At 70.4% G+C, this 26,138-nt stretch carries 25 protein-coding genes; 8 read left to right on the top strand and 17 right to left on the bottom strand.

The window, feature by feature from the left end; genetic code table 11:
- Positions 1–22: 22 nt before the first annotated feature.
- Positions 23–1,129, bottom strand: a complete 1,107-nt coding sequence (locus tag LQ222_RS07565; RefSeq protein WP_230165542.1) for an extracellular solute-binding protein — start codon at positions 1,127–1,129, stop codon at positions 23–25.
- A 157-nt stretch (positions 1,130–1,286) separates the two neighbouring features.
- Between LQ222_RS07565 and LQ222_RS07560 the strand changes: the two genes are divergently transcribed.
- From LQ222_RS07560 to LQ222_RS07550, 3 genes are all read left to right on the top strand, one after another.
- Positions 1,287–2,615: an FAD-binding oxidoreductase gene (locus LQ222_RS07560; RefSeq protein ID WP_230165541.1), complete on the top strand. Its 1,329-nt coding sequence runs from the start codon at positions 1,287–1,289 to the stop codon at positions 2,613–2,615.
- Complete coding sequence (locus LQ222_RS07555) at positions 2,612–4,231, top strand: amidohydrolase (protein ID WP_230165540.1); 1,620 nt, start codon at positions 2,612–2,614, stop codon at positions 4,229–4,231. The genes LQ222_RS07560 and LQ222_RS07555 overlap by 4 nt, the downstream gene beginning before the upstream one ends.
- Before the next feature lie 70 nt (positions 4,232–4,301).
- Complete coding sequence (locus LQ222_RS07550) at positions 4,302–4,787, top strand: heme-binding protein (protein ID WP_230165539.1); 486 nt, start codon at positions 4,302–4,304, stop codon at positions 4,785–4,787.
- A 43-nt stretch (positions 4,788–4,830) separates the two neighbouring features.
- On the opposite strand, the gene LQ222_RS07545 is transcribed toward LQ222_RS07550, so the two are convergent.
- From LQ222_RS07545 to LQ222_RS07535, 3 genes are all read right to left on the bottom strand, one after another.
- On the bottom strand, positions 4,831–5,244 hold the full coding sequence (locus LQ222_RS07545) for a thioesterase family protein (RefSeq protein ID WP_256444010.1): 414 nt from the start codon (positions 5,242–5,244) through the stop codon (positions 4,831–4,833).
- Between the two features lie 26 nt (positions 5,245–5,270).
- On the bottom strand, positions 5,271–5,975 hold the full coding sequence (locus LQ222_RS07540) for an RraA family protein (protein WP_230165536.1): 705 nt from the start codon (positions 5,973–5,975) through the stop codon (positions 5,271–5,273).
- Positions 5,976–6,077: 102 nt separating this feature from the next.
- Positions 6,078–7,067 carry a tripartite tricarboxylate transporter substrate binding protein gene (locus LQ222_RS07535; RefSeq protein WP_230165535.1) on the bottom strand — a complete coding sequence of 330 codons (990 nt, stop codon included), beginning with the start codon at positions 7,065–7,067 and terminating at the stop codon, positions 6,078–6,080.
- 97 nt (positions 7,068–7,164) lie between these two features.
- On the opposite strand from LQ222_RS07535, the gene LQ222_RS07530 reads away from it, so the two are divergent.
- Positions 7,165–8,157 carry a nitrile hydratase subunit alpha gene (locus tag LQ222_RS07530; RefSeq protein WP_230165534.1) on the top strand — a complete coding sequence of 331 codons (993 nt, stop codon included), beginning with the start codon at positions 7,165–7,167 and terminating at the stop codon, positions 8,155–8,157.
- 26 nt (positions 8,158–8,183) lie between these two features.
- On the opposite strand, the gene LQ222_RS07525 is transcribed toward LQ222_RS07530, so the two are convergent.
- Complete coding sequence (locus LQ222_RS07525; protein ID WP_230165533.1) at positions 8,184–8,960, bottom strand: aspartate/glutamate racemase family protein; 777 nt, start codon at positions 8,958–8,960, stop codon at positions 8,184–8,186.
- Between the two features lie 70 nt (positions 8,961–9,030).
- Here LQ222_RS07525 and LQ222_RS07520 point away from each other — a divergent pair, with 70 nt between their 5' ends.
- Both LQ222_RS07520 and LQ222_RS07515 read left to right on the top strand, forming a co-directional pair.
- Entirely contained in the window at positions 9,031–10,239 is a 1,209-nt protein-coding gene (locus LQ222_RS07520) for an NAD(P)/FAD-dependent oxidoreductase (RefSeq protein ID WP_230165532.1), read from the top strand.
- An 11-nt stretch (positions 10,240–10,250) separates the two neighbouring features.
- Positions 10,251–11,204, top strand: a complete 954-nt coding sequence (locus LQ222_RS07515) for a tripartite tricarboxylate transporter substrate binding protein (protein ID WP_230165531.1) — start codon at positions 10,251–10,253, stop codon at positions 11,202–11,204.
- Positions 11,205–11,211: 7 nt separating this feature from the next.
- Here LQ222_RS07515 and LQ222_RS07510 read toward each other — a convergent pair whose 3' ends face one another.
- The 11 genes from LQ222_RS07510 to LQ222_RS07460 form a co-directional block, all read right to left on the bottom strand.
- Complete coding sequence (locus LQ222_RS07510) at positions 11,212–11,802, bottom strand: cysteine hydrolase (protein WP_230165530.1); 591 nt, start codon at positions 11,800–11,802, stop codon at positions 11,212–11,214.
- Entirely contained in the window at positions 11,802–12,503 is a 702-nt protein-coding gene (locus LQ222_RS07505; RefSeq protein ID WP_230165528.1) for an ABC transporter ATP-binding protein, read from the bottom strand. Before LQ222_RS07505 ends, LQ222_RS07510 begins: the two co-directional genes overlap by 1 nt.
- The gene (locus tag LQ222_RS07500) at positions 12,496–13,263 is read right to left on the bottom strand and encodes an ABC transporter ATP-binding protein (protein WP_230165526.1); all 768 of its coding nucleotides are present in this window, start codon (positions 13,261–13,263) and stop codon (positions 12,496–12,498) included. The genes LQ222_RS07505 and LQ222_RS07500 overlap by 8 nt, the downstream gene beginning before the upstream one ends.
- Complete coding sequence (locus tag LQ222_RS07495; protein WP_230165525.1) at positions 13,260–14,204, bottom strand: branched-chain amino acid ABC transporter permease; 945 nt, start codon at positions 14,202–14,204, stop codon at positions 13,260–13,262. Before LQ222_RS07495 ends, LQ222_RS07500 begins: the two co-directional genes overlap by 4 nt.
- Positions 14,201–15,076, bottom strand: a complete 876-nt coding sequence (locus tag LQ222_RS07490; RefSeq protein ID WP_230165524.1) for a branched-chain amino acid ABC transporter permease — start codon at positions 15,074–15,076, stop codon at positions 14,201–14,203. The genes LQ222_RS07495 and LQ222_RS07490 overlap by 4 nt, the downstream gene beginning before the upstream one ends.
- A gap of 2 nt (positions 15,077–15,078) precedes the next feature.
- Positions 15,079–16,290, bottom strand: a complete 1,212-nt coding sequence (locus LQ222_RS07485) for an ABC transporter substrate-binding protein (RefSeq protein WP_230165523.1) — start codon at positions 16,288–16,290, stop codon at positions 15,079–15,081.
- Positions 16,291–16,377: 87 nt separating this feature from the next.
- A complete protein-coding gene (locus tag LQ222_RS07480) occupies positions 16,378–18,570 on the bottom strand; it encodes a glycosyltransferase family 1 protein (RefSeq protein WP_230165522.1) in 2,193 nt (730 codons plus the stop codon).
- 34 nt (positions 18,571–18,604) lie between these two features.
- Positions 18,605–19,954 carry a glycosyltransferase family 1 protein gene (locus LQ222_RS07475; RefSeq protein ID WP_230165521.1) on the bottom strand — a complete coding sequence of 450 codons (1,350 nt, stop codon included), beginning with the start codon at positions 19,952–19,954 and terminating at the stop codon, positions 18,605–18,607.
- Between the two features lie 107 nt (positions 19,955–20,061).
- Entirely contained in the window at positions 20,062–21,381 is a 1,320-nt protein-coding gene (locus tag LQ222_RS07470) for a TRAP transporter large permease (RefSeq protein WP_230165520.1), read from the bottom strand.
- On the bottom strand, positions 21,381–21,890 hold the full coding sequence (locus LQ222_RS07465) for a TRAP transporter small permease (RefSeq protein ID WP_230165519.1): 510 nt from the start codon (positions 21,888–21,890) through the stop codon (positions 21,381–21,383). The genes LQ222_RS07470 and LQ222_RS07465 overlap by 1 nt, the downstream gene beginning before the upstream one ends.
- Positions 21,891–21,957: 67 nt before the next feature.
- Entirely contained in the window at positions 21,958–22,950 is a 993-nt protein-coding gene (locus LQ222_RS07460; protein ID WP_230165518.1) for a TRAP transporter substrate-binding protein, read from the bottom strand.
- A 155-nt stretch (positions 22,951–23,105) separates the two neighbouring features.
- Here LQ222_RS07460 and LQ222_RS07455 point away from each other — a divergent pair, with 155 nt between their 5' ends.
- Positions 23,106–23,849 (top strand): SDR family NAD(P)-dependent oxidoreductase, encoded by a 744-nt coding sequence (locus LQ222_RS07455; RefSeq protein WP_230165516.1) that lies wholly within the window; start codon positions 23,106–23,108, stop codon positions 23,847–23,849.
- Between the two features lie 134 nt (positions 23,850–23,983).
- Here the strand turns inward: LQ222_RS07455 and LQ222_RS07450 are convergent, their stop codons facing one another.
- Positions 23,984–25,258: an alpha/beta fold hydrolase gene (locus tag LQ222_RS07450; RefSeq protein WP_230165515.1), complete on the bottom strand. Its 1,275-nt coding sequence runs from the start codon at positions 25,256–25,258 to the stop codon at positions 23,984–23,986.
- Between the two features lie 89 nt (positions 25,259–25,347).
- On the opposite strand from LQ222_RS07450, the gene LQ222_RS07445 reads away from it, so the two are divergent.
- Positions 25,348–26,100, top strand: coding sequence for an SDR family oxidoreductase (locus LQ222_RS07445; protein WP_230165514.1), 753 nt, complete (start codon positions 25,348–25,350; stop codon positions 26,098–26,100).
- Positions 26,101–26,138 lie beyond the last annotated feature (38 nt).

Here is a 26,138-nt window from a genome sequence, read left to right as displayed (position 1 = left end):
CTGCGCCGCAGCAAGACTGCGCTCAGCCGGTCACCATGTCGATATAGTCGGCGTTCACCCGCGCGTAGTTCTCGCCCCACCAGCGGCCGTTCTGCGCCACCTGGACGCGCGCATTGGCCGGTTCGGTCGGGTTGAAGCGCTTGAACTCCTCGGGCACCAGGGCGGCGGCGCGCGGGTTGGTCGGGCCATTGCCGAGGAACTTCAGCAGCTCCACCTGCGGTTCGGCATTGGCCAGCATCGAGGCCAGCAGCCGCTGCGCCATCTCGCCGCCCGGATTGCCGCGCGGGATCACGAAGATGCCCGGCTGCAGGATCCCCTGGTTCCAGATGAACTTGAAGCGGCCGTTGCTCTCCTGCTCCAGCACCTTCGCCCGGGTGTGCCAGATCTGGCCCATCACGGCCTCGCCGGTGCGGATGAACTGCTCGGATTCCGCGCCGCCGGTCCAGAAGACCAGGTTGCGCCGGATCTCGCGCACGCGCGCCAGGGTCGCGCGCACATCGAGCGGATAGAGATTGGCCGGGTCCTTGCCGAGCGACAGCTGCGCGGCATCGAGCGTGCCGGCGGCGTCGCGGCGCAGCAGGCGGGTGCCGGGGAATTTCTGCAGGTCCCAGAAATCCGCCCAGCCGGTCGGCGCGGTGGGGAACTTGCTGCTGTCATAGACCAGCACGTTCGAGAATGAATACGGCGCCGCGCCATGTTCGAGCGCGAAGACCGGCCCGATCACGTTCTCCCGGTTGACGATGTTGTAGTCGATGCGGTTGAGCAGGTTCAGCCCGCCGAGCAGGAAGGACGAGGTCGCCGAGGAATCGCACAGGTCCCAGGTGACGCGCCCGCTCTCGACCATCGACCGGATGCGCCCGGCGGACGGGCCGGTGCTGTCCTGCGCGACGGTCCAGCCGGCATTGGCCGCCACGAAGGGCGCGCCGTAGAAGTTGCCGAAGCCCTGGTTGGCGATGCCGCCCCAATTGACCATGACGAGCTGCCGCGCCGCCTGCGCCTGCGCGTCGTTGCCGGCGAAGACCGCGGCGCCGAGGGCGGCCAGGCCGGCCAGCAGCGTGCGGCGATCCACCTCGCCACGCCGGTACTTCGCCAGGGCAAGGTCCACGCAATCCTGCTGGAAGCTCTGCATCACGGTCTCTCCTCGATTCATGGCGGGTCCTGTCGCTTGCGCATGGGTTGAAATACGCCCAGGTGCAGCGGCGCCTGGCGGCACCACTTGCGGTTGCCGCCGTGCCGGCGTGAAACTCTCCCGGACGAAATCTCACCATGGGCGGGCTGATCCGGCAATGACCTCTGCGCAGGCGCTCCTCGCGCCCGGTTTCAAGACCACCCCGTGGTGGTGGGAGGCGGCCGAGCCGCCGACGCGCGACAGCACCATGCCGACCGACATCGGCGTGGCGGTGGTGGGTGGCGGCTATGCCGGGCTCTCGGCGGCGCTGACGCTGCGGCGGCTGGGCCACGAGGTCGCGGTGCTGGATGCCGAGCGCATCGGCTGGGGGGCATCCTCGCGCAATGGGGGCATGGTCTCGGGCGGGCTGAAGGTGGCCTCCGGCGCGCTCGAGAAGACGCACGGCGCGGCCGGCGCCAAGGCCATCGCGCAGGCCGCCGCGGCCTCCTTTCCCTTCATCGAGGAAACCATCACGCGCGAGGCGATCGACTGCGACTACGTGCGCTGCGGCCGCTTCGTGCCGGCCTGGACGCGCAAGCACTACGACGCGCTGGCCGCACGCGCCGACTTCATCGCCGAGGTCACCGGCCTGCCCACCGCGATGGTGCCCAAGGACCGCCAGCACGAGGCGCTGGGCAGCGACCACTACCATGGCGGCATGATCGCCGAGGCGTCCGGCAGCCTGCATCCGGGCAAGTATGCGCGCGGCCTGGCCACCGCCGCCGACCGCGCCGGCGCGCGGCTGGTCGATGGCGTGCGCGTCAATGCCATCAAGCGCGACGGGTCGGGCTTCCGCCTGGCGACCGACCGCGGGCAATTGCGCGCCGGGGCGGTGCTGGTCGCGACCAACGGCTATTCGCGCGACGGCAAGGGGCGGTCCGCCATGCCCTGGCTGGCGCGGCGCATGATCCCGGTGGGCTCCTACATCATCGCCACCGAGGAATTGCCGCACTACGCCATCGACAAGTTCTTCCCCGGCCGCCGCATGATCAGCGACACCAAGCGGGTGCTGAACTACTTCCGCCCCTCGCCCTATGGCAACCGCATCCTGTGGGGCGGGCGGGCGAGCTTCGGGCCGGTCGCGCCCGACCAGGCGGCGCCGGTGCTGCACGGCTTCATGACCGCCGTCTTCCCGGAATTGAAGGATGTCCAGATCACCCATGCCTGGACCGGCAACGTGGCCTTCACCTTCGACTTCCTGCCGCATATCGGCGTGCAGGGCGGCGTGCACTACGCCGCCGGCTGCCAGGGGTCGGGTGTCGCGATGGCGACCTGGCTCGGCCATCGCGCGGCGCTGAAGATCGCCGGCGCCGAGAACGAACCCTTCGCGCTGGACGGGCTGCGCTTCCCGACGGTGCCGCTCTACAACGGCAACCCGAACTGGTTCCTGCCGCTGATCGGCGGCTGGTACCGGCTGCGCGACCACATCGACAGGGCTGCGGCATGAACGCAGATTTCGTCCTGCTCGATGGCCGCGTCGCGACGATGGACGCGGCGGGCACCGAGGTCGCAGCGCTTGCGGCGCTCGGCGGGCGGATCGTGGCGCTGGGCAGCAGCGATGCGATGCGCGAGCACATCGGCCCCGCCACGCGCGTGCTGAACGCGCAGGGCCGGCGCGTCATCCCCGGCATCGTCGACAGCCACGCTCATCCGGATTCCTATGCCGTGCGGCTGCGCACCTGGACGCTGGTGTCGCCGGATCGCGTGGCGTCGCGGTCCGAGCTGCTCGCGACCATCAACCGCGTGTGCAGCGCGCTGCCACCGGGGCGCTGGGGCGCCTTCTACCGGCTGAACGAACGTGCATCCGGCGGCTACCCGACGCTGGACGAATTGGATTCAGCGAGCGCCGGGCATCCCGTCTTCATCCTGCGCACGGATGGCCATCTGGGCCTGGCCAATCGCGCCGCCTTCGCCGCCTGCGGCGTGGCCGCGGATGCGCCCGACCCGCCCTTCGGCGCCTTCGACCGCGACCCCGCCACCCGCACCTTCACCGGCCTGGTGCGCGAGACCGCCGCGCATGTCTTCCTCAATGCCGTGCACGGCGCCGACAGCGAAGCGGACATCGCCGAGGGCATGGAGATGGTGCAGGACGAATGCCTGCGCCACGGCATCACGTCGGTGGCGAATTCGCTGACGCCGTCCAAGGCGATCCGCGCCTACCAGGACATGCACCGCGACAGGCGCTGGCGGATGCGGATGGGCATCATCGCCTCGGGGCGCGACGAACCGCTGATCCCGCATCTGATCGGCGCGGGCATCCGGTCGGGCTTCGGCGACGAATGGCTGCGGCTGGTGGGCGTGGAATGGTGCCCGGATTGCTCGACCTCCGGGCGCACCGCGGCCTATTGGGAGCCCTATCGTGGCGCCGCGGTGCCCGGCGAACCGGTGCCGAACACGGGCATGCTGCTGCATGACCGCGACGACCTGACGCAGCGCGCGACCGCCGCGCACAAGGCCGGGCTGCAGGTGATGATCGAGGGTGTCGGCGACCGCGGCATCGACTTCGCGCTGGATGTGATGGAGGCCGCACTCGCCGCGCATCCGGTGGCCGACCATCGCATGCGGGTCGAACACTGCTGCTACGTCACGCCGCCGATCCTCGACCGGCTGAAGCGCGGCGGCTTCGTCGATTCCTCCGCCACCGGCTTCATGGACGAGCTGGGCGAGGCCTATGTCGCCAATCGCGGGCAGGACGCCATGCGCCACATGTGGCCGCATCGCAGCCTGATCGCCGCCGGCATCCCCGCGCCGGGGCATTCCGACTTCGCGGTGTGCCGCGTGAATCCCTTCACCGCGATCGGCGCCATGGTCACGCGGCGCAGCCAGACCGGCGCCGACCTCGATGCCCGCGAGGCCGTCACGCCGCACCAGGCGCTGGCCGCCTACACCACGCTCGGCGCCTGGGCGCAGCGCGAGGAGCACGAAAAGGGCAGCCTGGAGGTCGGCAAGCTCGCCGACCTCGCGGTGCTCGACACCGACATCCTCGGCGGCGATGCGGCGGCCATCCGCGACACCCGGGTGGTGGCGACGGTGGTGGGCGGGGTGCTGCGCCACGGCGGGTGATGCCCCCTTCCCGCCCGTGGCGGAGCGGCGCAACATCCGGCGCATCACCGCGCGCCGAAAGGGTGCCTCGATGCGTCGTCTGCTTCTGCTTGTCGGCCTTGCCATCGCTCCGCTTCCTGCCGGCGCGCAGGGGCTGGTCACGGAACGCACCCTCAGCGCCGGGCTGGCGGCCGAAGCCGTGGCGGCGGCGGTCGAGGCCTGCGCCGGGCGCGGGTTTCGCGTGACGGCGGCGGTGGTCGATCGGTCGGGCGTGCTGCGCGCGCTGCTGCGCGCCGACGGCGCCGGGCCGCACACCATCGCATCCGCGCGCGCCAAGGCCTACACGGCCGCCAGCATGCGCGCGAACACCACGCAGATCCTGGAGACGGTGCGCACCAACCCCGCCGCGGCGCGGCTGCCCGATATCGAGGGCTTCCTGGTGGTGGGCGGCGGCATCCCGATCCGCGCCGGGGAGGACGTGGTCGGCGCCATCGGCGTAGGCGGCGCGCCCGGCGGCCACCTGGATGACCAATGCGCCGAGGCGGGGATCGAGCGGATCCGCGACCGGTTGAACTGACCCCGGTGCGGGCGGTGTGTTCGCCGCCCGGCCCGCGGAGGCGTCAGCGTTTCAACGCCAGCCGCTTCGGCGCACCGCCCCTGGCGCGTTCGGCGAAGCGTGCCAGCACATCCTCCGGCCAGGCGCCCACGCGGCGCGCACCGAGGTCCATGCAGAGGTACAGCACCTCGTTCTCCGCCGCCTGCCAGCCTTCGGTGGCGTGGAACATGGTGTGGCGGCACAGCAGGCGCTTGGCGTCATGGGCCAGCACCTCGCTGTCGAAGGCGAGCGGCGCGCCCTCGGTCACCTCGCGATTGTAGGCCTGCCAGGATTCGGCGGCGAAGGTGCCGAGGCCGCGCGCGTGGAACGCAGGCCCCAGCCCCAGCGACGGCCACAGCGCGTCCGTCGCCAGGTCGAAGCCCACCAGGTAGTAGGCCAGGTTCATGTGCCCATAGTGGTCGACCCACCCGGGCAGCACGGAACACAGCGGCGTGCGCGGTGTGCTCAGTGGATGTCCTCGGACTGCGCGAGGGCCTGCTTCAGCTTCTCGATGTTGAAGCCGCGCGAACGCGCCATGTCGAGGATCACCTTCTCCTTGCGCGTCAGCAGGTCGATCGCGGCGGGGATCCTGGTCACCACGTCATGCGGGATGACCACGGCACCGTGCAGGTCGGCATGCACCACGTCGTCGTTCTTCACCTGCATGCCGTGGATCGTGACATCCACGTTCACCGCGACGATGTGGACGTGCGCGTGCGAGGGGTTCACCACGCCGGCGATGCCCTGGAAGCCCGGCGCGAACATGTCCAGGTCGCGCACCGACCCGTTGGTCACGACGCCCTGCGCACCGAGGCCCAGATGCACGGCGGAATTCACCTCGCCCCAGAAGGCGCCGACGCCGGGCGTGTCATCGAGGTCCTGCAGGCAGACCACGGTCGGCAGCTCGGCATCCGCGACGTAGCTGTACCAGGCGATGCGCGTGGCCTTGTCGGCATCCTTGCTGCGGCCCGAGGGGAAGGCGGCGCGCTGCGTGCCGGTGCGTGCCAGGCCGCAGATCGGCTTCAGCTTCGGAAACACCGCGGTCATCGGCCGCACGGTGAAGCCGTAGCCGCGGCGATGCGGGGCCACGACCTCCAGCGCGTTGCAGATGGTGGGCGTGTCCCACTCGCGCAGGGCTTCAAGATCAGCCGCGGTGAAGGGATAGGGCATGGCGATGATTCCTCCGTTGGCGACAGCATCGACCGCCCGGCAGCTTCGGTCAAAGGGGGCCGTGCCGAGGGCTGCGGACGGCGCGCGGAACGGCCGGCCGCATCAATCGGCGCGGACGTTGCCGTCGCGCACCACGCGCCGCCAGCGGGCGCGCTCGCTGGTCACCAGCGCGGCGTAGTCCGCCGGCGGGCCACCGCGCGGCGTGGTGCCGCGCTCGGCCAGTTGCCGCCGCACCGCGGGGTCGGCCAGCGCCGCCTGCGCCGCGGCCGCCATGCGCGCGACCACCGGATCCGAGGCGGATTTGTGCGTGTGCAGGCCGAACCAGGCCTCGGCCTCGAACCCGTCCAGGCCGAATTCGGCGCCGAGTTCCGACAGCGCCGGCACGTCCGGCAGGTCCGGCACGCGCGTGCGCGCCGTGACGGCGAGCGCCCGCACAGTGCCGGCGCGGATCTGCGGCAGGGCGGTCGGCAGGTTGTCGATCAGCGTGTCCACCTCGCCCGAGATGACCGCCGTCATGGCCGGCCCGGCACCGCGATAGGGCACATGCGTCAGCCGCGCGCCGGCCAGCTGGCCGATCAGTTCGCCGCTCAGATGCGTGGAGGTGCCATTGCCCGCCGAGGCGAAGTTGCGTTCGTTGGGCGTGGCGCGCGCCGCGCGCAGGAAGGCGCGGATGTCGCCATCGGGCACCTTGCGCGGGTTCGCGACGATGACGTTGGGCACCGTCACCAGCAGCGTCACGGCGCGGAAATCCGCTTCCGGGTCATAGGGCAGGTTGGGATAGAGCGCGGGGCCGATCGCGTGCGATGCGATCTGGCTGAGGAACAGCGCGTGGTCGTCGCCCTCGCGCGCGAAACGGCCGGCGGCGAGCGTGCTGCCCGCACCCGGCTGGTTCTCGACCACCATGACGCGGCCGAGCGGCTCGCGCATCGCCGCGGCCATCAGGCGCGCGACCACGTCGGTGGTGCCGCCCGGCGGGAAGGGACAGACCAGGCGCAGGTCGCGCGCCGGCCAGGCGGGCTGCGCGCGCGCCGTGCCGGCGGCGATGGCCGCGCCCGCCAGGCCCAGCGCGGCGCGTCGTGTCATTGTCGTCATGGTTGGCTCTCCCGGTCGGTGGCCGGAGGATGCTGGCCGCGGCGCCCCCTGTCGAGACGCCGATCCTGCTGGCACCATGGGCCATCCGGAGGATTGCATGACCGACCATGACCACGCGCCGCACGATGTCGGCGGCCGCTTCGACGGCCCGATCGACCAGACGGAACACCAGGCCGCCCATTGGGAAAAGGAGGCCGACGCGATGCGCATCCTGCTGGCCGACCGCACGCGGCGTATCTTCACCACCGATGAGAACCGCCACATCCAGGAGAGCCTCGATTCCGAGACCTACTGGGGCACGCCCTACTACGAGCGGTGGATCCATGGCGTGTCGACCATGGTCCAGCAGAAGGGCGTGATCAGCCTCGCCGAATTCGAGGCGGAGGAGGCGCGGCTGCGCGAGGCCGGCGCGCACCGTGTCGAGGGCGAGCCGGCCGGGCATCACCACCACCACGACCATGATCATCACCATGATCACGACGATCATCCCTATCAGGCGGACGACGACGCGGGGATCACCGAGATCTCGCCGCTGCGCCTGCGCGGCATGGCGATGCGCAACCTGCTGGTCGCGCGCGGCATCATCACGGCGGAGGACATCCGCACGGAGATCGAGCGCATGGATGCACGCGGCGCCCATAACGGCGCGCGGGTGGTGGCGAAGGCCTGGGCGGACCCGGCCTATGCGGCGCGGCTGGCCGCCAGCGCCGGCGACGCCGTCGAGGAACTGGGCCTGGCGCGCGGCGACACCGTGCTGACCGCGCTGTTCAACACCGACCGCCTGCACCACCTGGTCGTCTGCACGCTGTGTTCCTGCTACCCGCGCAGCGTGCTGGGGCGGCCGCCGGCCTGGTACAAGTCGCGCGCATACCGGGCACGCGCGGTGCGCGACCCGCGCGGCGTGCTGGCGGAATTCGGCACCGTGCTGGCCGAGGATGTCGAGCTGCGCGTCCACGACAGCAATGCCGAGCTGCGCTACCTGGTGGTGCCGGCGCGCCCGGCGGGGACGCAAGGCTGGGACGAGGCGCGGCTCGCGACATTGGTGAGCCGGGATTCGATGATCGGCGTTGCGCCCGCGCGCCATCCCTGACGCGATGTCCGGCGCCGCCCGCCGCCTCAGGCCGGTATCGTCATGCGCTGCGCGTAGCGGGTGCGCCAGCCCTGGCCCTGGATCCAGCCGCGCAGCTCCGCGCCGTCCGGCGCATCGCCGCGCAGCGCGATCACGCAGCGCCAGGCGATCGCCGTCATGCACGACAGCACCGGCGCGCCATCCACCGCCGGCCTGTCCAGGATCGGCCCGAGCGTGGGCATGCCGGTGCCGAGCATGATGATGGCGTCCACCCCGGCCCCTGCCATGCCGCCCAGCGCCTCTGCCGCACTGCCGGCGGACATGGCGTAGATCGGGTGGAAGGCGGCGTCCGGCGCGGCCGCGGCCACGATGCGCGCCACCGTGAAGCCGCGCGCACGCCAGTAGGCGGCCGAGGCCTCGGTCAGGTCTGGCGGATAGGGCGAGACCAGCCCGATGCGCCGCGCGCCAAGTGCGCCGAGGGCGTCGCAGACCGCGCGCGCGGCGGTGATGAAGGGCTGGCCGGTCCGCGCTTCCAGCCGCGCCACCGCCGCATCCTCTGCCGCGGCACCCACGAGGTAGGATGCGCCGGTGCAGGCGAAGGCGATGGCACCGACCGGCGCATTGGCGAATTGCGTCGCCGCGACATCCAGGCCGTCGACATAGTCCACCAGCCGTGCCGCGATGGTCGGCTTCGGGCTGGTCAGGCGCGCATTCAGCATCGCCATGCGCGGCGGCAGCAGGATGGCGAATTCGGGTTCGACGGTAGTATTCGCCTGCGGCGTCAGAACGCCAAGCAACCCATCCGGACCGTATTCGACCGCCATTGCCTTCGCCCCCTTCACGCCATCCGCGCACCGCGCGATATGCCCGCAGCGCGCAGCAGAGGATAGATGGATGCCGACAGAACGCGACCCGATCGCCATCATCGGCGCCGGCCCGGTCGGGCTGGTACTGGCGCTGCTGCTGGCGCGCGCGGGCGTGCCGGTGGCGCTTCTGGAAGCCGAGGCCGACATCAGCGAGGAGCTGCGCGCCTCCACCTTCCATCCGCCCACGCTCGACATGCTGGACGGGCTGGGGCTGGCGGCGCCGCTGGTCGCGCAGGGGCTGGTCGGCCCGACCTGGCAGATCCGCCGGCACGAGGATGGCGCGCGGGCGGTCTTCGACCTCGGCGTGATCGCGCCCGACACGGCGCATCCGTACCGGCTGCAGGCGGAGCAATGGAAGCTGTCACGCCTGGTGCTGGCGCGGCTCGCGGCTCAGCATCCGCAGGCGCTGCCGCGCTTCGGCTGCGCCGTGGAGACGCTGGTGCAGGATGACGCCGGCGTGCTGGTCGGCTGCCGCGGCTTCGACCCCTTCCGCGCCGCCTTCGTGGTCGGCTGCGACGGCGCGCGATCCGTCGTGCGCCGTGCCATGGACATGCCCTTCGCCGGCGACACCTATCCCGAGACCACCATCCTCGCGACCACGCCATTCGACTTCGGCGCGGTCTTCGCGGGCCTGTCCAACGTCAACTACGTCTGGACGGAGCACCCGGCCTTCTCGGGCACCTTCTCGCTGCTGCATGTCCCGGGGAAGTGGCGCGCCAGCCTGCACACCGCGCCGGACGAGGATGTGCAGGCGGCGCTGACGCCCGAGGCGATCGAGCGCAAACTGCAGGCGATCCATCCGAAGCCCACGCCGTATGACGTGCCGGACCTGCGGCCGTATCGCATCCACCAGCGCATCGTGCAGGATTACCGGCGCGGACGGATGCTGCTGGCGGGCGACGCGGCGCATCTCAATTCGCCCTCGGGCGGGATGGGCATGAACGGCGGCATCCATGATGCGTTCGAACTCGCCGCGCACCTGGTGCCGGTGTGGCAGGGGGAAGCGCAGGCCGTGCATCTCGATCGCTACACCCGCCGCCGCCGGCCGATCGCCGAGCGCGAGATCATCGCCCAGGCCGACCGCAACCGTGCGCGGATGCGCGAACGCGATCCCGCCCGGCGCGCTGTCCTGCTGGCCGAGATGCAGGCCACCGCGGGCGATCCGGTCCGCGCGCGCGACCATTTGCTGCGGTCATCCATGATCAATGGCCTGCGCGCCGCCGCCACCGTCGAATGAAGGGTCCTGCCATGAAGCGCCGTGCGGTTCTTGCCTCCCTGCTCGCCACGCCGGCGATCGCGCAGGCGACGCCCTGGGCGCCGAGCCGCCCGGTGCGCCTGGTGGTGCCCTTCCCGCCGGGCGGCGCGACCGACGTGGTCGCGCGGCTGGTGGCGCAGCGCATGGGGATCGCGCTGGGCCAGGCCGTGGTGGTCGAGAACCGCGCCGGGGCCGGCGGCACGGTCGGCAGCGACTTCGTGGCAAAGAGCACGCCCGATGGGCACACGCTGGTGGTTTCGAACATCGCCAGCCATGGCGTGGGGCCGAGCGTCTATCGCGCCCTGCCCTATGACGCGATGCGCGACTTCACGCATGTCGCGCTGCTGGCGGCCATCCCGAACGTGCTGATCGTGAATGCGGCACGGCCGGAACGCAGCGTGGCGGATTTCATCGCCACCGCGCGGCGCGACCCTGGTGGCGTGCGGGTGGCCTCGCCGGGCAACGGGTCATCCAGCCACGTCACGCAGGAACTTTTCAAGCGACTGGCGAACATCGACCTGACGCACGTGCCCTATCGTGGCAGCGGCCCCGCCTTCAACGACATCGTCGCCAACCAGATCGAAGGCATGATCACCACCCTGCAGGAGGCCGGGCGCAACGAGCGCGTGCGCATCCTGGCGGTGATGAGCGCGCAGCGCATCCCCGGCTGGCCGGATGTGCCGACCATCGTGGAGCAGGGCTTCCCCGACCTGGTGGCCTCGACCTGGTTCGGGCTGTCAGGGCCTGCGGGCCTGCCCGCGCCGGTGGCGGACAGGCTGCACGCCGAGGCGCTGGCCGCGCTCGCGGCGCCGGATGTGGCGCTGCGCCGCGCCGAGATCGGCGCGCAGTCGCCACCGCTCTCGCGCGCCGGATACACCGCCTTCGTCGGGGCCGAGATCGCGCGCTGGGCCGAGGTGGTGCGGGCTTCGGGTGCGCGGGTGGACTGACCGGCGCTCAGCCCAGCGCGGCGATCGCGGCCGCCACGGTGGTCATACCGGCGACCGGGCGCAGCCCCTCGATCGCGGCCTGGTGCAGCGCGTCGGTGAAGGCGGCGCAGCCGTCCTCCAACACCGTCACGTCGAATTCCCGCACATGCGCGCCGCGCACGGTGGAGGCGACACCGCCATTGGTGACGATGCCCGCCACCAGCAGCCGCCGCACGCCCGCACGGCGCAGCACCCATTCCAGTCGTGTGTTCCAGAAGGCGTCGTAGCCGAGCTTCTCCACCGCCAGGTCCGATGGCGCCAGGTTGTCCACCAGCCCATGCCCCCATGACCCCGGTGCGAAATCGCCCTTGCACAGGAAGGGCCGCAGGGCACGCAGGTGGTCGGCGATGAAAGGCTCGCCCCCCTTCCCCGGCACCAGCGTGAAATGCGTGGAGACGATCCAGCCACCCTTCGCGCGCAGCGCATCGGCCAGCGGCTTCAGGCGCGCCGGAAGTGCTGCGATGGCCGGCGCCGACTGCCCGGCGCGGCCATAGGCGCCGTCCGGGTGGATGAAGTCGTTCTGCAGGTCGCACAGCAGCAGCGCGGTGGTGTCGTGCATCACAGGCCCAGATAGGTGCGTTGCAGATGCGGGTCGGCGCGCACCTCAGCCGCAGTGCCGCTGATGGCGAAGGCGCCGTTCTCGAGCACATGCGCGTCATCCGCGACATCGAGGCTCTGCGCCACGTTCTGCTCGACCAGCATGATCGCCAGGCCATCGGCGTGCAGGCGGCGGATCAGGGCGAACATCTCCTCGACCAGCAGCGGCGAGAGGCCGAGCGAGGGTTCATCGAGGATCAGCAGGCGCGGTTCCGCCATCATGCCGCGGCCGATCGCGAGCATCTGCTGCTCCCCGCCCGACAGCGTGCCGGCGAATTGGCGCGCGCGTTCGCGCAGGCGCGGGAAGGTGTCGAACACCCGGTCCATGTTGCGCGCACGGTTGGCGCTGGCGCGGCGATAGGCGCCGAGGTCGAGGTTCTCGCGCACGGACAGGTTCGGGAAAATCTTTCGTCCTTCCGGCACGTGCACCAGCCCGGCCGCGGCGATGGCGGGCGGCGAGAGCCCGTCGATGCGCTGCCCGTCGAAGGTGATGGACCCGGCGCGCGCCTTCACCAAGCCGCTGATCGTCATGTTCAGCGTGGTCTTGCCGGCGCCATTCGCGCCGAGCACCGCGACGATGCGCCCGGCCGGCACGGACAGGTCCACGCCGCGCAGCACGGTCACCAAGCCGTAGCCGGCTTCGAGGCCGCGGATCTCAAGCATGGGCGCCGCCCTGCAGCCGCGCGGCCGCGCCATGGCCGAGATAGGCCTCGATCACCTGCGGCGCCGCCACTACCTCGGCCGGCGTGCCGGAGCAGATGATGCGGCCCTGCGCCAGCACATGGACGCGCTCGCACAGGTTCATCACCGCCTGCATGACGTGTTCGATCATCAGCACGGTCACGCCGGAATCGCGGATGGCGCGGACCACGGGGACGATGTCGCGCACCTCCGACGGGTTCAGCCCGGCCAGCACTTCATCCAGCAGCAGCAGTTTCGGGCGGGTGGCGAGCGCGCGCGCCACCTCCAGCCGCTTGCGCCCGGCGACCGTCAGCGCGGCGGCGGGCTTGTCGAGCTGGTCGGTCAGGCCGACGCGCGCGGCGACCTCCTCGGCCACCGCCAGCGCAGCCGCGCGCCGGCTCTCACGCAGGAAGGCGCCGACTGCGATGTTCTCCCGCACCGACAGCCCGGCGAAGGGCTGCACGATCTGGAAGGTACGCGCGAGGCCCATGCGCGCGAGGTGATGCGGTCGGCGGCCGGTGATGTCCTCGCCTTCCAACATCACCAGGCCTGAGGTCGGCGTCTCGAACCCCGCCACCACAGCGAACAGCGTGGTCTTGCCCGCGCCATTCGGGCCGATCAGGCCGGTGATGGAGCCCTCAGCCACGTCCAGCGTTGCGTCATTCACCGCGATCAAGCCACCGAAGCGCTTGGTGATGCCGCGCACGGCCAGGAAGGCGGGGTCGGCGCCGGTGCCGGTCATCGCCGCCACCGCTTCAGCAGGCCGGGGATGTCGCGCGGCGGAAACCGCACGACCAGGATCAGCACGATGCCGAAGACCACCAGGTCGATGCCCGGGATGCGCCCGGCGATGGTCTTGGTCGCTTCCGCCAACCCATGCAGGATCACCGCACCCAGCACCGGGCCGAACACCGTACCGGCACCGCCGACGATCGGCGCCAGCAGCGCCTCGACCGAGATCCAGGTCCCATAGGCGATCTGCGCATCGAGGTAGAGGAAGTACTGCGCATACAGCCCGCCCGCCGCGCCCGTCATGCCCGCCGACAGCACGATGGCGCGCAGCTTGACCGCCAGCACGTCGACGCCCAGCGCCTGCGCCGCGGCTTCGTTCTCCCGCACCGCGACCAGCTGCGCGCCGAGGCGCGAGCGTTCCAGCGCCAGCGTCGCGACCAGCGCCAGGGTCACCAGCGCCGCCGCGACCCACAGGAAGGTGCCACGCTCGGCGAACTGGAAATTCAACGGGTCGGCGCGCAGGCGGATCAGGATGCCGGCCGCGCCGCCCGTGACTTCGGACGCATTCGCCAGCACGCGGAACACCTCGGCGAAGGCCAGCGTGACCAGCGCGAAATAGGACCCGCGCAGCCCGGATCGGAACGCCATGAAGCCGATGGCGAGCCCGACCAGCGCCGCCAGCGCGATGCCCGCCGCAAACGCCGGATAGGCGTTCATCCCGAAACGCACCTGCAGGATCGCCGTGAGATACGCCCCCGTCCCGAAGAACGCCGCATGCCCGAAGGAATACTGCCCGCCATAGCCGCCCAGCAGGTTCCACCCCTGCGCGGCCAGCGCGATGATCAGCGTGAAGACCAGGAAGTTCAGCACCACGTTGCTGGTCACGAACAGCGGCACGCAGGCCGCGATCAGCGCGAAGGCCGCGATCGGCAGCAGGTCCCGCCCGGTCATGCCCGCGCCCCGAACAGGCCCGTGGGGCGCACCAGCAGCACCAGGATGAAGATCAGGAAGATGCCGATCTGGCCGAGGCTTTCGCCGAGATACAGGCCCGACAGGCTCTCCACCACGCCGATCACCAGCCCGCCGACCAGCGCCCCCACCACCGACCCCATGCCGCCCAGCACCACGATGGTGAAGGCCACCAGCACGAAGGCATTGCCCACGCGCGGCGAGACATAGAAGGAGGGCAGTAGCAACGCGGCCGAGATCGCCAGGCACGCCGTCCCGATCCCGAAGGTCACCGCGTAGATATGCGCGACATCGATGCCCACCAGCGCCGCCCCTGTGCGCTCCTTCGCCACCGCCCGGATCGCCTTGCCGGTCGCGGTGAAGCGCATCAGTACGAACAGCGCGATGCCCACCAGGATCGTCGCGCCGAAGCCGATCACGCGCGGGTAGGACAGCAGCGCGGGGCCGAACTCGATCACCTCCATCGCATAGGGTACGTCGATGCTGCGCGTGTCGGACCGGAACACCGCCAGCATCAGGTTCTCGATGATGATCGACAGGCCGAGCGTGACCAGCAGGATGTTCTCATCCTTGCCCCGGCTGGCAGGGCCGATCACCAGGCGCTGCACCAAGTATCCCACGCCGAAGAACAGCGCCGCCAGCGGCAATGCGGCGACATACGGGTCCACGCCGAAGGATGCGCGCGCCACATAGGCCGCATACATCGCCGCCGTCAGCAGCGCCCCATGCGCGAAGTTGATGATGTGCAGCACGCCGTAGACGAGCGTGAGGCCCAGCGCCACCAGCCCATACACCGCCCCGGTCAGGAGGCCGTTCAGCACGGCCTCCAGGATGATCTCCGGCGGGAAGCCCACGCTCAGCCGGTGACGGGATAGACGGGCTGCGCGTCGGCGAAGTCGCGCGGGAAGATCACCTTGATGTCGCCGCCCTGCACCTGCGTGTTGACCGGCGCGCCGGCCTGGTTCTGGCCATTGACGAAGCGCGTCGGGCCATAGGGCATGATGTGCTTCGTGAAGGCGCCGTCGGTCGCCGCCAGCGCCGTGGTCAGCGTGGCGCGGTCGTTGCGCCCGGCGCGCTCCAGCGCATCGGCCACCAGCATCACCGCGGAATAGTTCAGCGGAACGTTGTAGAGCCAGAAGCGGTTCTGCGCCTCGACAGCGCGGCGCAGTTCCGCGGTGCGCGGCTTGCGCGGGTCGGGCCAGTGGTTGCAGTCCATCACCAGGTTCGCCGCGTCGGGGAATTCGCGCACGAAGCGGTAGTTGGAGGCCGCCCCATTCAGCACGCAGTAGATGCCCTTCGGGCGGATGCGCTGCTGCTGCATGGTACGGCTGAGCAGCACGAACTCCGCGTAATAGGACGATGGAATCACCAGGTCCGGCCGCAGCGACCGGATGCGGAGCGCCACGTTGTTCATGTCGCGCGCGGGCGTCGGGTGGGCGATGGTCTCCAGCACCTCGAAGCCGCGCTTCGGCAGCTCAGCGTTCAACAGCCGCGCCATGCCCGATCCGAACAGCCCGTCCTCATGCACGATCACCACGGTGCGCGACGGCTTGCCCGCCGCATCGTTCAGCGCCACCAGGTTGTCCAGCGCGGTCTGCGTCACCACGCCGAAGCCCGGGCCGAAGCGGAAGGTGTTGGTCAGCCCGCGGCTCACGATCTGGTCCGACACGCCGACATCGACCACATAGGGCAGGTTGTAGCGCGACGCCGCCTGCGACGCCGCGAGGCAGATCGGGCTGGCGAAGCCGCCGACGATGGCAGTCACACCCTCGGCCTGCATCTTCTCGACTTCCGCGACGCCGCCTTCGGGGTTGGACCGCGCATCGCCGAACACGGTCTCGATCCGCGCGCCGCCCAGGGCGCGGATGCCGCCGCCGGCGTTGATCTCCGCGATCGCGAGCTCGGCGCCCAGCCGCCCATACTCGCCATCCTGCGACAGTGCGCCGGTGACCGGCTGCAGGATGCCAAGCTTCACGGCCGGCGCCTGCGCCCCGGCGACCAGCGGCGTGGCCAGCACGCCCGCACTGCCGAGCATCAGGCTGCGCCGCGCAATTCCGTTCATGGTCATCTGTCCCGAACTCCCTGTTTCGCCGCCCGCCGCGGGCCGTGCGGCCGGCCTTTTCTGGCGCCTGCGCCGCACCGGCGCAAGCAGTGGCTATTCCAGCCGCAATACGCGGAAATTGTGCCGCTCCAGGAAGCCGACGCGCGCGGCGATGTCGTCGTTCGTGCAGATCATCACCGATGTCACGCCGATCCCGGCCAGCCGCCCATCGGGCAGCTTGCGCGTGCCCAGCAGCACGCCGGGGCCGCCATCGATCTCGACCACCACCTCGTGCCCCGGCCGCACCACGTCCAGCACGCAGGTGAAGGCACCCAGCGCGGGCGCCGCCACGGTGGCGAAGGCAGGCGGGCCACCCTCGACGCCGAAGGCGCGCAGGCCCACCGTGACCGGCGCGCCCGGCGCCTGCAGCCCGACATAGACGCGCAGCGGCCCCGCCGGCGCATCCTGCGGCAAGGTCAGCCGCAGCCGCGCGATCCCGCGGCCGGTCCAGGCCCCCCAGGGTTCGCGCGCATGCCAGTTCAGCCCGTCGCGCACCAGGTCGGCCACCGCCTTCGCGCGTTCCGCCTTGCCGCCGCCCGCCAGGCCGAGCGGATAGGTCTCGCCCGGCACCACCGGCAGACGCGGCGCGCGGTCCGGCCGTTCGGCGCGGGCCACGACCTCGCGCATAACCTGGTCGGCGATCTCGCCCCAGCTGCGCAGGCGCGTGGAGGCCGCGACGATCGCCTCGCGCCGCGCGCGTTCGGCGTCGTCGAAGATCAGGGATTCGAGCCGCGCGACCAGGTCGGGCTCGTTCATCGGCTCGAAATAGACCGCCGCCTCGCCGCCGGCCTCGGTCAGGGAGGTGTTGCGCGCCACCAGCGGGACCCGCCCGAAGGACAGGCTCTCGGTCACCGGCAGCCCCCAGCCTTCGTAGAAGCTGTTGGTGACGGTGAACATCGCGCGGCCATAGAGCGCCGCCAGCGCGACGTCCGGCACGCCATGCGCGACCGACACCTTGGCCTGCAGCGCCGGCGAATTGCGCCACAGCGTCATCGCGGCGTCGGCCAGCCAGCCGGCCTTGCCCACGCAGACCAGCCGCGGCACGCGCGCCGGGCCGTGCTTGCGCAGCAGCGTCAGCCAGGCGTGGAACAGCATCAGGTGGTTCTTGCGGCTTTCGATGGTGCCGACGCACAGCACGAAGGGCTCGTGCGGGCCGGGCAGGTCGGCACGCTCGGGCCAGGCCTCGCCGATGGCGGGGCCGAGGTCGCGCCGCAGGTCCGCATCAAGGCGCACCACGGTGACATCGAGCTCGCGCTCGGGCACCACCTCGCGCGCGATGCGCCGCGCATCGGCGGCCGACCATTCCGAGATCGCGAGGGCGGAATCCGCCAGCGCCGCCATCGCCGAGAACCACTCGGCGAACTGCTCGACCAGGCGCGGCTGGCAGTGCTCGGGCGCGACCAGCGGGATGCAGTCGTAGATCAGCGGCACGTAGCGCACGCCATACAGACGCGCGGCCTCGCGCACGCGCAGGAAATAGTCCGGGATCCACCAGGAGGTGCCGAGGTTCACCAGGCTCGCGCCCGGGGCGAAGACGAAGTCGTCGCCGCCCAGCAAGGCCGCCTCCAGCGCCGCGATCGCCTCCACCCAGTCCGGCGCCAGCGGATCGCCCCCGATGCGCGACAGCCGCCACAGCCGCAGGAACAGGTCGCGGCTGATCTCGCGCCAGCCGCCCGAGGCCGGGTCGAAGGCCACGGCCACCGCCGCCACGCCCTCGATCGGGTCGAGCAGCGCGCGCGCGGTGACGCTGAGCTGCACGCGCTGGATGCCGGTGGGCGTGCGGTCCGACCGGAAATAGGCGACCAGGTCCGAGGTGTCGAAGACCACCTGGACCGCCTGGCCCGGCGAGGGCGCCGAGCGCACCAGCGGCGACGCCAGCCGCGACAGCGCGGCGGCCTCGCGCGAGGCTTCCTCGTTCGCCGGGTCCAGTTCGAGCGCGCGGGCATAGGACCGCCAGGCCTGCTCGGCATTGCCGGCAAGCTTCAGCGCATGGCCGAGCTGGAGATGGACATCGGCATTGTTGCGGGCCAGCGCCTCGGCCGCGCGATACGCCACCAGCGCCGCCGAAGGGTCGCCCGATTCCTTGAGGCAGTGGCCGAGCTGGATCTGCACCCGCCAATCCTCGGGATGGGCGGCCAAATGCGCCCGATACGCGGTGGCCGCGGCATCCCAGAGCCCCTGGTCGCGCAGCGCATCCGCCTGCCGCAGCCGTTCCTGGCCGGTGCCGTCCTGCCGTTCGCCGTCCATGCCTGTCCTCGTTGTGCCCGGCCGCGGCCGGGATTCAAGCGCCGATGTTCACGCCCATCTTGGCATAGGCATCGCGCAGCCGCACGCGGTAGCGCTCGGGCGAGAACAGCGAGGCCTGGCCGGGGCCGGCCTGCGCCAGCCGGCCGCGCAGGTCGGCATCGGTATCGAGGGCGCGGATGCCCTCGACCAGCGCGCGCACGTCGTAGGGGTCGACCTTCATCGCGGCATCGCCCACCACCTCGGGCATCGAGGAGGTGTTGGAGGTCAGCACCGGCGTGCCCAGCAGCATCGCCTCCAGCGCCGGCAGGCCGAAGCCTTCGTACAATGACGGGAACAGCACCGCCTTCGCACCACGGATCAGGCTGACCAGCAGCGGGAAAGGCGCGTAGTCGATGTGCTGCACGCGCCGGCGCTGCTGCGTCACGCCATCCTGCGTGAACAGGTAGCGGACATGGTCGTTGCCGAACAGCAGCCGCAGCTCCTCGCGCGACTTCCAGGCCTTCTTGCCCAGGATGACCAGCGGGTCCTGCACGCCGGAGGCGAGGTAGGCCTCGATCATGCGGCCCACATTCTTCTTCGGTTCGATGGCGCCGAAGAACAGGAAGTATTTCTGGAAGGTCAGGCCGAAGGTGCCCTCGATCTCGGCCTTCACGTCGCTCAGCGGCTTCTGCGCGTAGCGCGCCGGGATGTCGACCGCCTGGTAGGTGTTGGAGACCTTCTCCTCCGGCACGCCGAGCAGGCTGACGATGTCGCGCTTCGATGCCTCGCTGACCGTGATGATGTGGTCGCTGCGGCGCGCGAGCTGCTGCGCGAGGCGATAGTAGACGCGCTTGTTGTCGAGCGTGGTGTAGGGCAGCCGCAGCGGCACCAGGTCGTGCATGGTATAGGCGTTCTTCGCCCCGCGCACCTTGATCGCGAGCGGATAGGTCCAGTGCATGATCTGCGGCGCCTGCCGGAAATACACGTTCATGCGGTTGCGATAGAGCTTGAAATGCAGGCGCTGCGCGTCGAACAGGTTCTGCACGTTCCAGACATGGTCGAAATGCGGCAGGCGCGACTTGAAGGTGTCGCGCACCACGCGCCCGGTGATCGGCACCTGGGTCGCGATCTCGCCGAAGGGGCTGCTCAGCGCGCGGCGCAGCCCGTTCACCGCCTGCACGAGCTTGGAGGGCTGCCCGACCCGTGGGTCGAAGAAGGCGATCTCGCGGATCAGCGAGTTCATGCTGACGGTCGATGCCCGCGTGCCGTACAGGACGCCCACCTCCGCCCCCATGTCGCGCAGGCAGAAGGACAGGTTGCGCGCATAGGTCGCGACACCCGTTCCCTGTTCGAGGGCAAGGTTGTAGCCGTCGATGAAGATCCGCGGCGGACGGTCGGAAGTCATGGGCGGCGTGGGTCCGTTCCAGGCGAGGCGGCGCCGCGCTCCCTGGCCCGGCATCCGCCGGCAACCTGCGGTGCCCCCGGCGCTAGGTCAAGCAACCTGACGCACCGTCAATTGAGGAACTCGGGCGAGACCAGCCGCGGCAGGAACAGCGTCACCGCCGGCCACATGATGACCAGGACCAGCACCAGGAACATCGGGATCAGCATGATGAAGGTGTCCTTCAACGCGTCCATCATGCGCATTCCGGCGACATGGCAGGCGATCATCAGGCACAGCCCATAGGGCGGCGTGACCAGGCCGAAGGCCAGGCTGATGATGCCGATCATCGCGAAATGCACCGGGTCGATCCCGACCGCCGCGGTCAGCGGCTGCAGGATGGCGCCCACGATGATGATGGACGGGATGGCATCGAGGAAGCAGCCCACCACCAGGAACACCGCCGCGACGAAGAAGCCCGTGGCGATCTTGCCCATCCCCCAGGCCGAGACGCCCGTCAGGATCGCCTCCGGGATCTTGTAGTAGGCGAGCAGCCAGCCGAAGGCCGATGCGGTGCCGACGCAGAACAGCGTCACCGCCGCCAGCCGCCCGGTTTCCCCCAGCGCGGCCCAGAATTCGCGAAGCCCCATCTCGCGGTACACGAACAATGACAGCGCGCCGGCATAGAGCACGGCGATGCACGCACTCTCGGTCGCGGTGAACCACCCGAAGATCTTGCCGCCGATGATGATCAGCGGCGTCATCAGCGCCGGGCCGGCGACGAAGATGGCGCGTGCGAACTCGCCCCAGGCCGCCTTCGGGTAGGTCGGGTAGCCGCGGCGCTTCGCATAGGCATGCACGGTCGCCATCTGCACGCCGGCGATCAGCGCACCGGGCACGATCCCCGCCAGGAACAGCGCGCCGATCGAGGTGGTGAGCACGCCGCCCCAGACGATCATCAGGATCGACGGCGGGATGATGACCGCGAGCACCGCCGAGACCGCCGTGATCGCGACCGAGAAGCTGTCGTCGTAGCCCTCCTTGCGCTGCGCCTCGATGAAGATCTTGGATTGCGAGGCGGCGTCGGCGGTCGAACTGCCGGAGATGCCCGCGAAGAAGAACGACAGCACCACGTTGATCTGGGCCAAGCCCCCCGGGAAATGCCCCACCATGGTGCGCGACAGCGCCATCAGCCGGTCCGTGATGCCGCCCACATTCATCAGGTTGGCGGTCAGCAGGAAGAAGGGCACCGCCAGCAGGATGAAGGAGTTGTAGGCGTTGAAGGTCTCCTGCATCAGGGTCATCGGACCCAGCCGCGGCTCCAGCGCCAGCACCGGCAGGCAGGCGAGGCCGAGCGCCACCGCCACCGGCACACGCAGCGCCAGCAGCGTGAAGAACACGCCGAACAGGATCCAGGCCGCCTGGCCAGGATCAAGGACATTGCCACCCATCAGGCCGGTTCCCCATGCAGCAGGACGCGCAGGTCGGCCACGAATTTCTCGCCCCCGAACAGCAGCCAGGAAAAGCCCAGCAACGGCCAGGCAAGATGGATCAGCCACAGCGGCAATTCCGCCAATTCGCTGATGCGGAACCAGGCGAAATCGACGAACTCGATCCCGAACCACAGGAAGACCGCGCCGAAGGTCAGGACAAACACGCCCGAGACCAGGTCCATGAAGGCGCGGAACCGCCCGCTCAGCCGCGGCCACAGGTCCACGATGAAGTGGATGCCCTCGCGCTGGCCGACGATGGCGCCGATCATGATGGTCCAGACGAGCAGGAAGCGGGCCATCTCCTCGGTCCAGATGTAGTGCGGCAGCAGCGAGGTCTGGCGCGAGACCACCTGCAGCGTGACCGGGAAGACCAGGATGAGGACCGAGATCGCGAGCAGCGTGGAGAGCAGCCGGGCATAGGCGTCGGCGGCGCGCCGCACGAGGCCGCGCAGGCCGTGCTGGGGCATGGAAGGCTCCGGATGTGTCGCAGCGATGCGCCGGCCGGCGGCTGTCGTGCCGCCGGCCGGCAGCGGGTCAGGCGCTGATCGCGTTGATGCGGTTGAAAATGCCCTCGGCATCCACTTCCCGCGCATAGGCGACCATCACCGGATCCACCGCGCGCTTGAGAGCGGCGCGCTCGGTGAACTCGACGCGACGCAGGCGGCCGGCGCGTTCCAGCGCCTCGATCTTCTGGCCGTCCTCGCTGCTCTCGGCCTGGCGGCCGAACACACCGGCTTCCTTGCCGGCGCGCTTGATCGCCTCCTGCAGCGGCGCGGGCAGGCGCGCCATGGTCTGCGAGGCGAAGCAGATCGGGCGGATGGTGATGGCGTGCTGCGTCATGATGAGGTTCGGCGCCACTTCGTAGAAGCGCATCGCCTCCACGCCCGCGGCCTCGTTCTCGCCGGCCTCGATGACGTTGTTCTGGATGCCGTTGTAGACCTCGTTATAGGCGATGACCGAGGGCGACATCCCCGCCGCCTGGAAGGTGCGCGACCAGATCGGCGCACCCTGCACGCGCACCTTGAGGCCGCGCAGTTCGGCCATGTTGGTCACGCGCTTGTTGGCGAAGATGTTGCGCACGCCGCCGCCGGCATAGCCGATGAGTGCGACGCGCGCGCGGCGCTCGACCTCGGTCGCCACGGGCGCGAACAGGTCCTGGTCCAGCACCTGATTCCAATGCGCGAGGTCGCGGAACAGGAAGGGCGCATCGACGAAGGGCGCGGCGCGCGAGAAGGTCGACATATGCGCCGGCGAGACGATGCCGTAGTCCACCGCACCACGCCCGGCCGACATGTACTCGAAATACTGCTTCTCCAGGCCCAGGCTGGAATTCTTGTGCAGCACGAAATTCACCGGGCTGGCGGTGTAGTACTGCTTCACCAGTTCCTCGAAGCGCACCAGGGCGCGGGTGAAGACGTGCTCGTCGTTGAACTGCACGGCGCCGTTCAGGGTGATGGCCTGCTGCGCGCGCGCCGCCCAGGGCATCGCGAGCAGCGTGGCGCCGCCGAGCAATTGCCTACGGTTCATGGATCGGATTCTCCCTCGTGTCAGCGCCGGCTTGGTGCCGGCTGTGGCGGGACTATAGGGGCGGATTCGCGCCGATGGGAACCGTGCGGTTACCGCCCCCTTCCCGGCGGGGCGCGCCTGCCCGAGACTGACTGACGAACGCAAAGGGGGACCGCATGAACCGCATCGACCTGGCCGGGCGCGTGGCCATCGTGACCGGAGGCGCACGCGGCATCGGCCTGGCCATCGGCAGGCGCATCGTGGACTCGGGCGGCGCCGTCGCGGTGTGGGACATGGACCGCCCGGCGGCCGAGGAAGCGGTCCGCGTGCTCGGCCGCGCCTCGGCGCATGTGCTGGACCTGACGGATGATGCCGCGATCGCCGGTGCCTTGGCAGCGACGCAGGCGGCGCATGGCCGCATCGACATCCTGGTGAACAATGCCGGCATCACCGGCGGCAATGCGCCCGCCTGGGAGCTGCCCGTGGCGGAATGGAAGCGCGTGATCGAGGTGAACCTGGTCGCGCCCTATCTCGTCTCGCGCGCCGTGGTGCCGGTGATGATCGCGGCGGGCTATGGGCGGGTGGTGAACATCGCCTCCATCGCCGGCAAGGAGGGCAATCCGAACGCCTCGCACTACAGCGCGTCGAAGGCCGGACTGATCGGCTTCACCAAGTCGCTCGGCAAGGAATTGGCGAAGACCGGCGTGCTGGCCAATTGCATCACGCCGGCGGCCGCCGAGACCGACATCTTCAAGCAGATGAGCCCCGAGCAGGTGGCCTGGATGCGCTCCAAGATCCCGATGGACCGCTTCGTCAACATCGAGGAGATCGCGGCGCTCGCCTGCTGGCTGTGCTCCGAGGACTGCGCCTTCAGCACCGGCGCGGTGTTCGACATCTCGGGCGGGCGCGCGACGTATTGATGTGCCCTCAGGCGCGTCGTGCCGGAGGCACGCCTTCGGCATGACGCGCCGGCATCCGCCGGCTTGTCTTTCGCCGGACGACGGGCGGGCCGCAGTCGCGGCTTCGGCACGAGTCGAGGCCTCGTGCCGCCAATCTATAGCCCATCCAGCACCGGCAGCAGGTAGTCCAGGAACAGCGGCGGGTTCTCGGCGAAGGGGAAGTGGCCGATGCCGTTCATGCGCGTGAAGCGCGCGCCGGGGATTCTCGCCGCCGTGGCCTCCGACATCTCGGCGGTGCAGGAGTAGTCGTATTCGCCGGTCAGCATCAACAGCGGGCAGCGCGCGGTGTCGATGCGGTGGACGCGGTCGCGCGCATCCCATTCGCCGGAGTAGAATCCGATGTCGCGGTGGAAGGTGGCGAAGCCGCCCTGGGAATAGTGCCACCAGATCTGCGCGGCGCATTCGGCGGGGCTCTGCGGTGCCATCAGCCCGTGGATCCATTCGGGTGCGAAGATCGCCTGGTTGATGCGCGGGTCGGCCGACCATGGCGTGCGGCGGCCGGGGACATGGTCGCAGGATTCACAGGCGATGATGGCGCTGAACGCCTCGGGGTGGCGCAGCGCGATCTCGAGGCAGATCTCACCCGACATCGACGCGCCGAGCAGCACCGGCTTGTCCAGCCCCGCCGCGGCGACCACGCCCATGATGAGATCGACATACCGATCCGTGGTCAGCCGCCAGGCGCCGGGCACTTCCGGCGGCGGCGGGCTCTTGCCGTGCCAGGGCATGTCGAAGGAGGTCAGCCGGTAGCGGTCGGTCAGGCGGCGGTCGGCCATGATGCCGTGGAACTGCCGCCCATCGGCGCCGGCGGTGTGCAGGCAGAGCATGTCGCGCCCCTGCCCGGCCGATTCGGCATAGAGCCGCCAGTCGCGCCCATCGGCGGCGACATCCAGGTAGCGGCCGGTGACATATGGGGCGGGCGATGGCGGCAGCGTGGGGCGCGGGAAGGCCGGCACCGGGCCGTCGCCATGCAGCACCAGCCAGCGGCCGACCTCCAGCACGCGGCGCGCCAGGTGGCAGTGGCGCAGGAAAGCGATTTCCTCCCCGCTGATGCGGAATTCCGGCACGCGGTGGCGCAGCGCGAAGATCGCGTGGTGGTGGCGCGGCGGGATGGGTTGCAGATGCAGCGCCCAGATATGCGGCGGGGCTTCCAGTGCGAAGTCGGCCGTGGCGGGTGCATCGCCGAAGGCAAATTCCGCGCGCGCATCGCCGTTCACGATGGCGAAGCGCGTGGTGGCACCCGCGCGCCATTCCGCCAGCACCGCATCGGCGTCGCAGGCCGCCTGCCAGCGCGCGACGAAACCCGACCACGCCTCGCCGTCCGGCCATCCCGCCATGCGTTCCTCCCTGGTGCTGACCGGACGAACCATGCCGCCAGCCCCCTGCCCCGGCAACCGGCGTTGCCAGCATCGCGGCGCCCGCGCACATTGCGGCCCGCAACGCAGCGGAGGAAACGCGCATGTCCACCAAGATCGCCGTCGTCACCGGGGCCGGCACCGGCGTCGGGCGTGCGGCCGCCCTCGCGCTGCTGGGCGGCGGCTGGTCGGTGGTGCTGACCGGGCGGCGCCGCGATGCGCTGGAGGAAAGTATCGCCCTGGCCGGCGACGCCGCATCGCGCGCGATGGCGGTGCCGACCGACGTGGCGGACCCCGCTTCCGTCGATGCGCTGTTCGCCGCGGTCAAGGCGAAGCACGGCCGCATCGACATGCTGTTCAACAATGCCGGCCAGAACGTGCCCGGCACCGCCTTCGAGGACCTGACCTACGCCGACTGGTCGCGCGTGGTGGCGGTGAACCTGACCGGGTCCTTCCTGTGCGCGCAGGCCGCCTTCCGCATGATGAAGGACCAGTCGCCGCAGGGCGGGCGCATCATCAACAACGGGTCGATCAGCGCGCATACGCCGCGCCCCGACAGCGCGCCCTATACCGCCACCAAGCACGCCATCACGGGCCTCACGAAGTCGCTGATGCTCGATGGCCGCAAGTACGACATCTGCGCCGGGCAGATCGACATCGGCAATGCCGCGACGCCCATGACCGCGCGCATGTCGAAGGGCGTGAAGCAGGGGGATGGTTCGGTCGCGGTGGAACCCACCATGGATGTGAACCATGTCGGCCAGGCCATCCTGCACATGGCGAACCTGCCGCTGGAATCGAACATCCTGACCATGACGATCAAGGCGACGAAGATGCCGTTCGAAGGGCGCGGCTGAACCAGCGCGCCCGCCATCGGGCGGCGCCAACGGCGCGG

Origin of the sequence: Roseomonas sp. CECT 9278 (assembly GCF_918698155.1) — a bacterium.
Lineage (GTDB): Bacteria > Pseudomonadota > Alphaproteobacteria > Acetobacterales > Acetobacteraceae > Neoroseomonas.
Note: the sequence above shows the minus strand (reverse complement) of the source record. Positions and strands in the feature narration are given on the sequence as shown.

Bases quoted from the DNA above. Each gene is read 5' to 3' on its own strand.
- LQ222_RS07465 (WP_230165519.1), bottom strand. From the start codon at position 21,890: ATGCCCCAGCACGGCCTGCGCGGCCTCGTGCGGCGCGCCGCCGACGCC.
- LQ222_RS07560 (WP_230165541.1), top strand. From the start codon at position 1,287: ATGACCTCTGCGCAGGCGCTCCTCGCGCCCGGTTTCAAGACCACCCCG.
- LQ222_RS07470 (WP_230165520.1), bottom strand. From the start codon at position 21,381: ATGGGTGGCAATGTCCTTGATCCTGGCCAGGCGGCCTGGATCCTGTTC.
- LQ222_RS07565 (WP_230165542.1), bottom strand. From the start codon at position 1,129: ATGCAGAGCTTCCAGCAGGATTGCGTGGACCTTGCCCTGGCGAAGTAC.
- LQ222_RS07480 (WP_230165522.1), bottom strand. From the start codon at position 18,570: ATGGACGGCGAACGGCAGGACGGCACCGGCCAGGAACGGCTGCGGCAG.
- LQ222_RS07455 (WP_230165516.1), top strand. From the start codon at position 23,106: ATGAACCGCATCGACCTGGCCGGGCGCGTGGCCATCGTGACCGGAGGC.
- LQ222_RS07475 (WP_230165521.1), bottom strand. From the start codon at position 19,954: ATGACTTCCGACCGTCCGCCGCGGATCTTCATCGACGGCTACAACCTT.
- LQ222_RS07510 (WP_230165530.1), bottom strand. From the start codon at position 11,802: ATGCACGACACCACCGCGCTGCTGCTGTGCGACCTGCAGAACGACTTC.
- LQ222_RS07525 (WP_230165533.1), bottom strand. From the start codon at position 8,960: ATGGCGGTCGAATACGGTCCGGATGGGTTGCTTGGCGTTCTGACGCCG.
- LQ222_RS07460 (WP_230165518.1), bottom strand. From the start codon at position 22,950: ATGAACCGTAGGCAATTGCTCGGCGGCGCCACGCTGCTCGCGATGCCC.
- LQ222_RS07500 (WP_230165526.1), bottom strand. From the start codon at position 13,263: ATGACCGGCACCGGCGCCGACCCCGCCTTCCTGGCCGTGCGCGGCATC.
- LQ222_RS07445 (WP_230165514.1), top strand. From the start codon at position 25,348: ATGTCCACCAAGATCGCCGTCGTCACCGGGGCCGGCACCGGCGTCGGG.
- LQ222_RS07530 (WP_230165534.1), top strand. From the start codon at position 7,165: ATGACCGACCATGACCACGCGCCGCACGATGTCGGCGGCCGCTTCGAC.
- LQ222_RS07505 (WP_230165528.1), bottom strand. From the start codon at position 12,503: ATGCTTGAGATCCGCGGCCTCGAAGCCGGCTACGGCTTGGTGACCGTG.
- LQ222_RS07520 (WP_230165532.1), top strand. From the start codon at position 9,031: ATGCCGACAGAACGCGACCCGATCGCCATCATCGGCGCCGGCCCGGTC.
- LQ222_RS07555 (WP_230165540.1), top strand. From the start codon at position 2,612: ATGAACGCAGATTTCGTCCTGCTCGATGGCCGCGTCGCGACGATGGAC.
- LQ222_RS07515 (WP_230165531.1), top strand. From the start codon at position 10,251: ATGAAGCGCCGTGCGGTTCTTGCCTCCCTGCTCGCCACGCCGGCGATC.
- LQ222_RS07535 (WP_230165535.1), bottom strand. From the start codon at position 7,067: ATGACGACAATGACACGACGCGCCGCGCTGGGCCTGGCGGGCGCGGCC.
- LQ222_RS07485 (WP_230165523.1), bottom strand. From the start codon at position 16,290: ATGACCATGAACGGAATTGCGCGGCGCAGCCTGATGCTCGGCAGTGCG.
- LQ222_RS07550 (WP_230165539.1), top strand. From the start codon at position 4,302: ATGCGTCGTCTGCTTCTGCTTGTCGGCCTTGCCATCGCTCCGCTTCCT.
- LQ222_RS07540 (WP_230165536.1), bottom strand. From the start codon at position 5,975: ATGCCCTATCCCTTCACCGCGGCTGATCTTGAAGCCCTGCGCGAGTGG.
- LQ222_RS07450 (WP_230165515.1), bottom strand. From the start codon at position 25,258: ATGGTTCGTCCGGTCAGCACCAGGGAGGAACGCATGGCGGGATGGCCG.
- LQ222_RS07495 (WP_230165525.1), bottom strand. From the start codon at position 14,204: ATGACCGGGCGGGACCTGCTGCCGATCGCGGCCTTCGCGCTGATCGCG.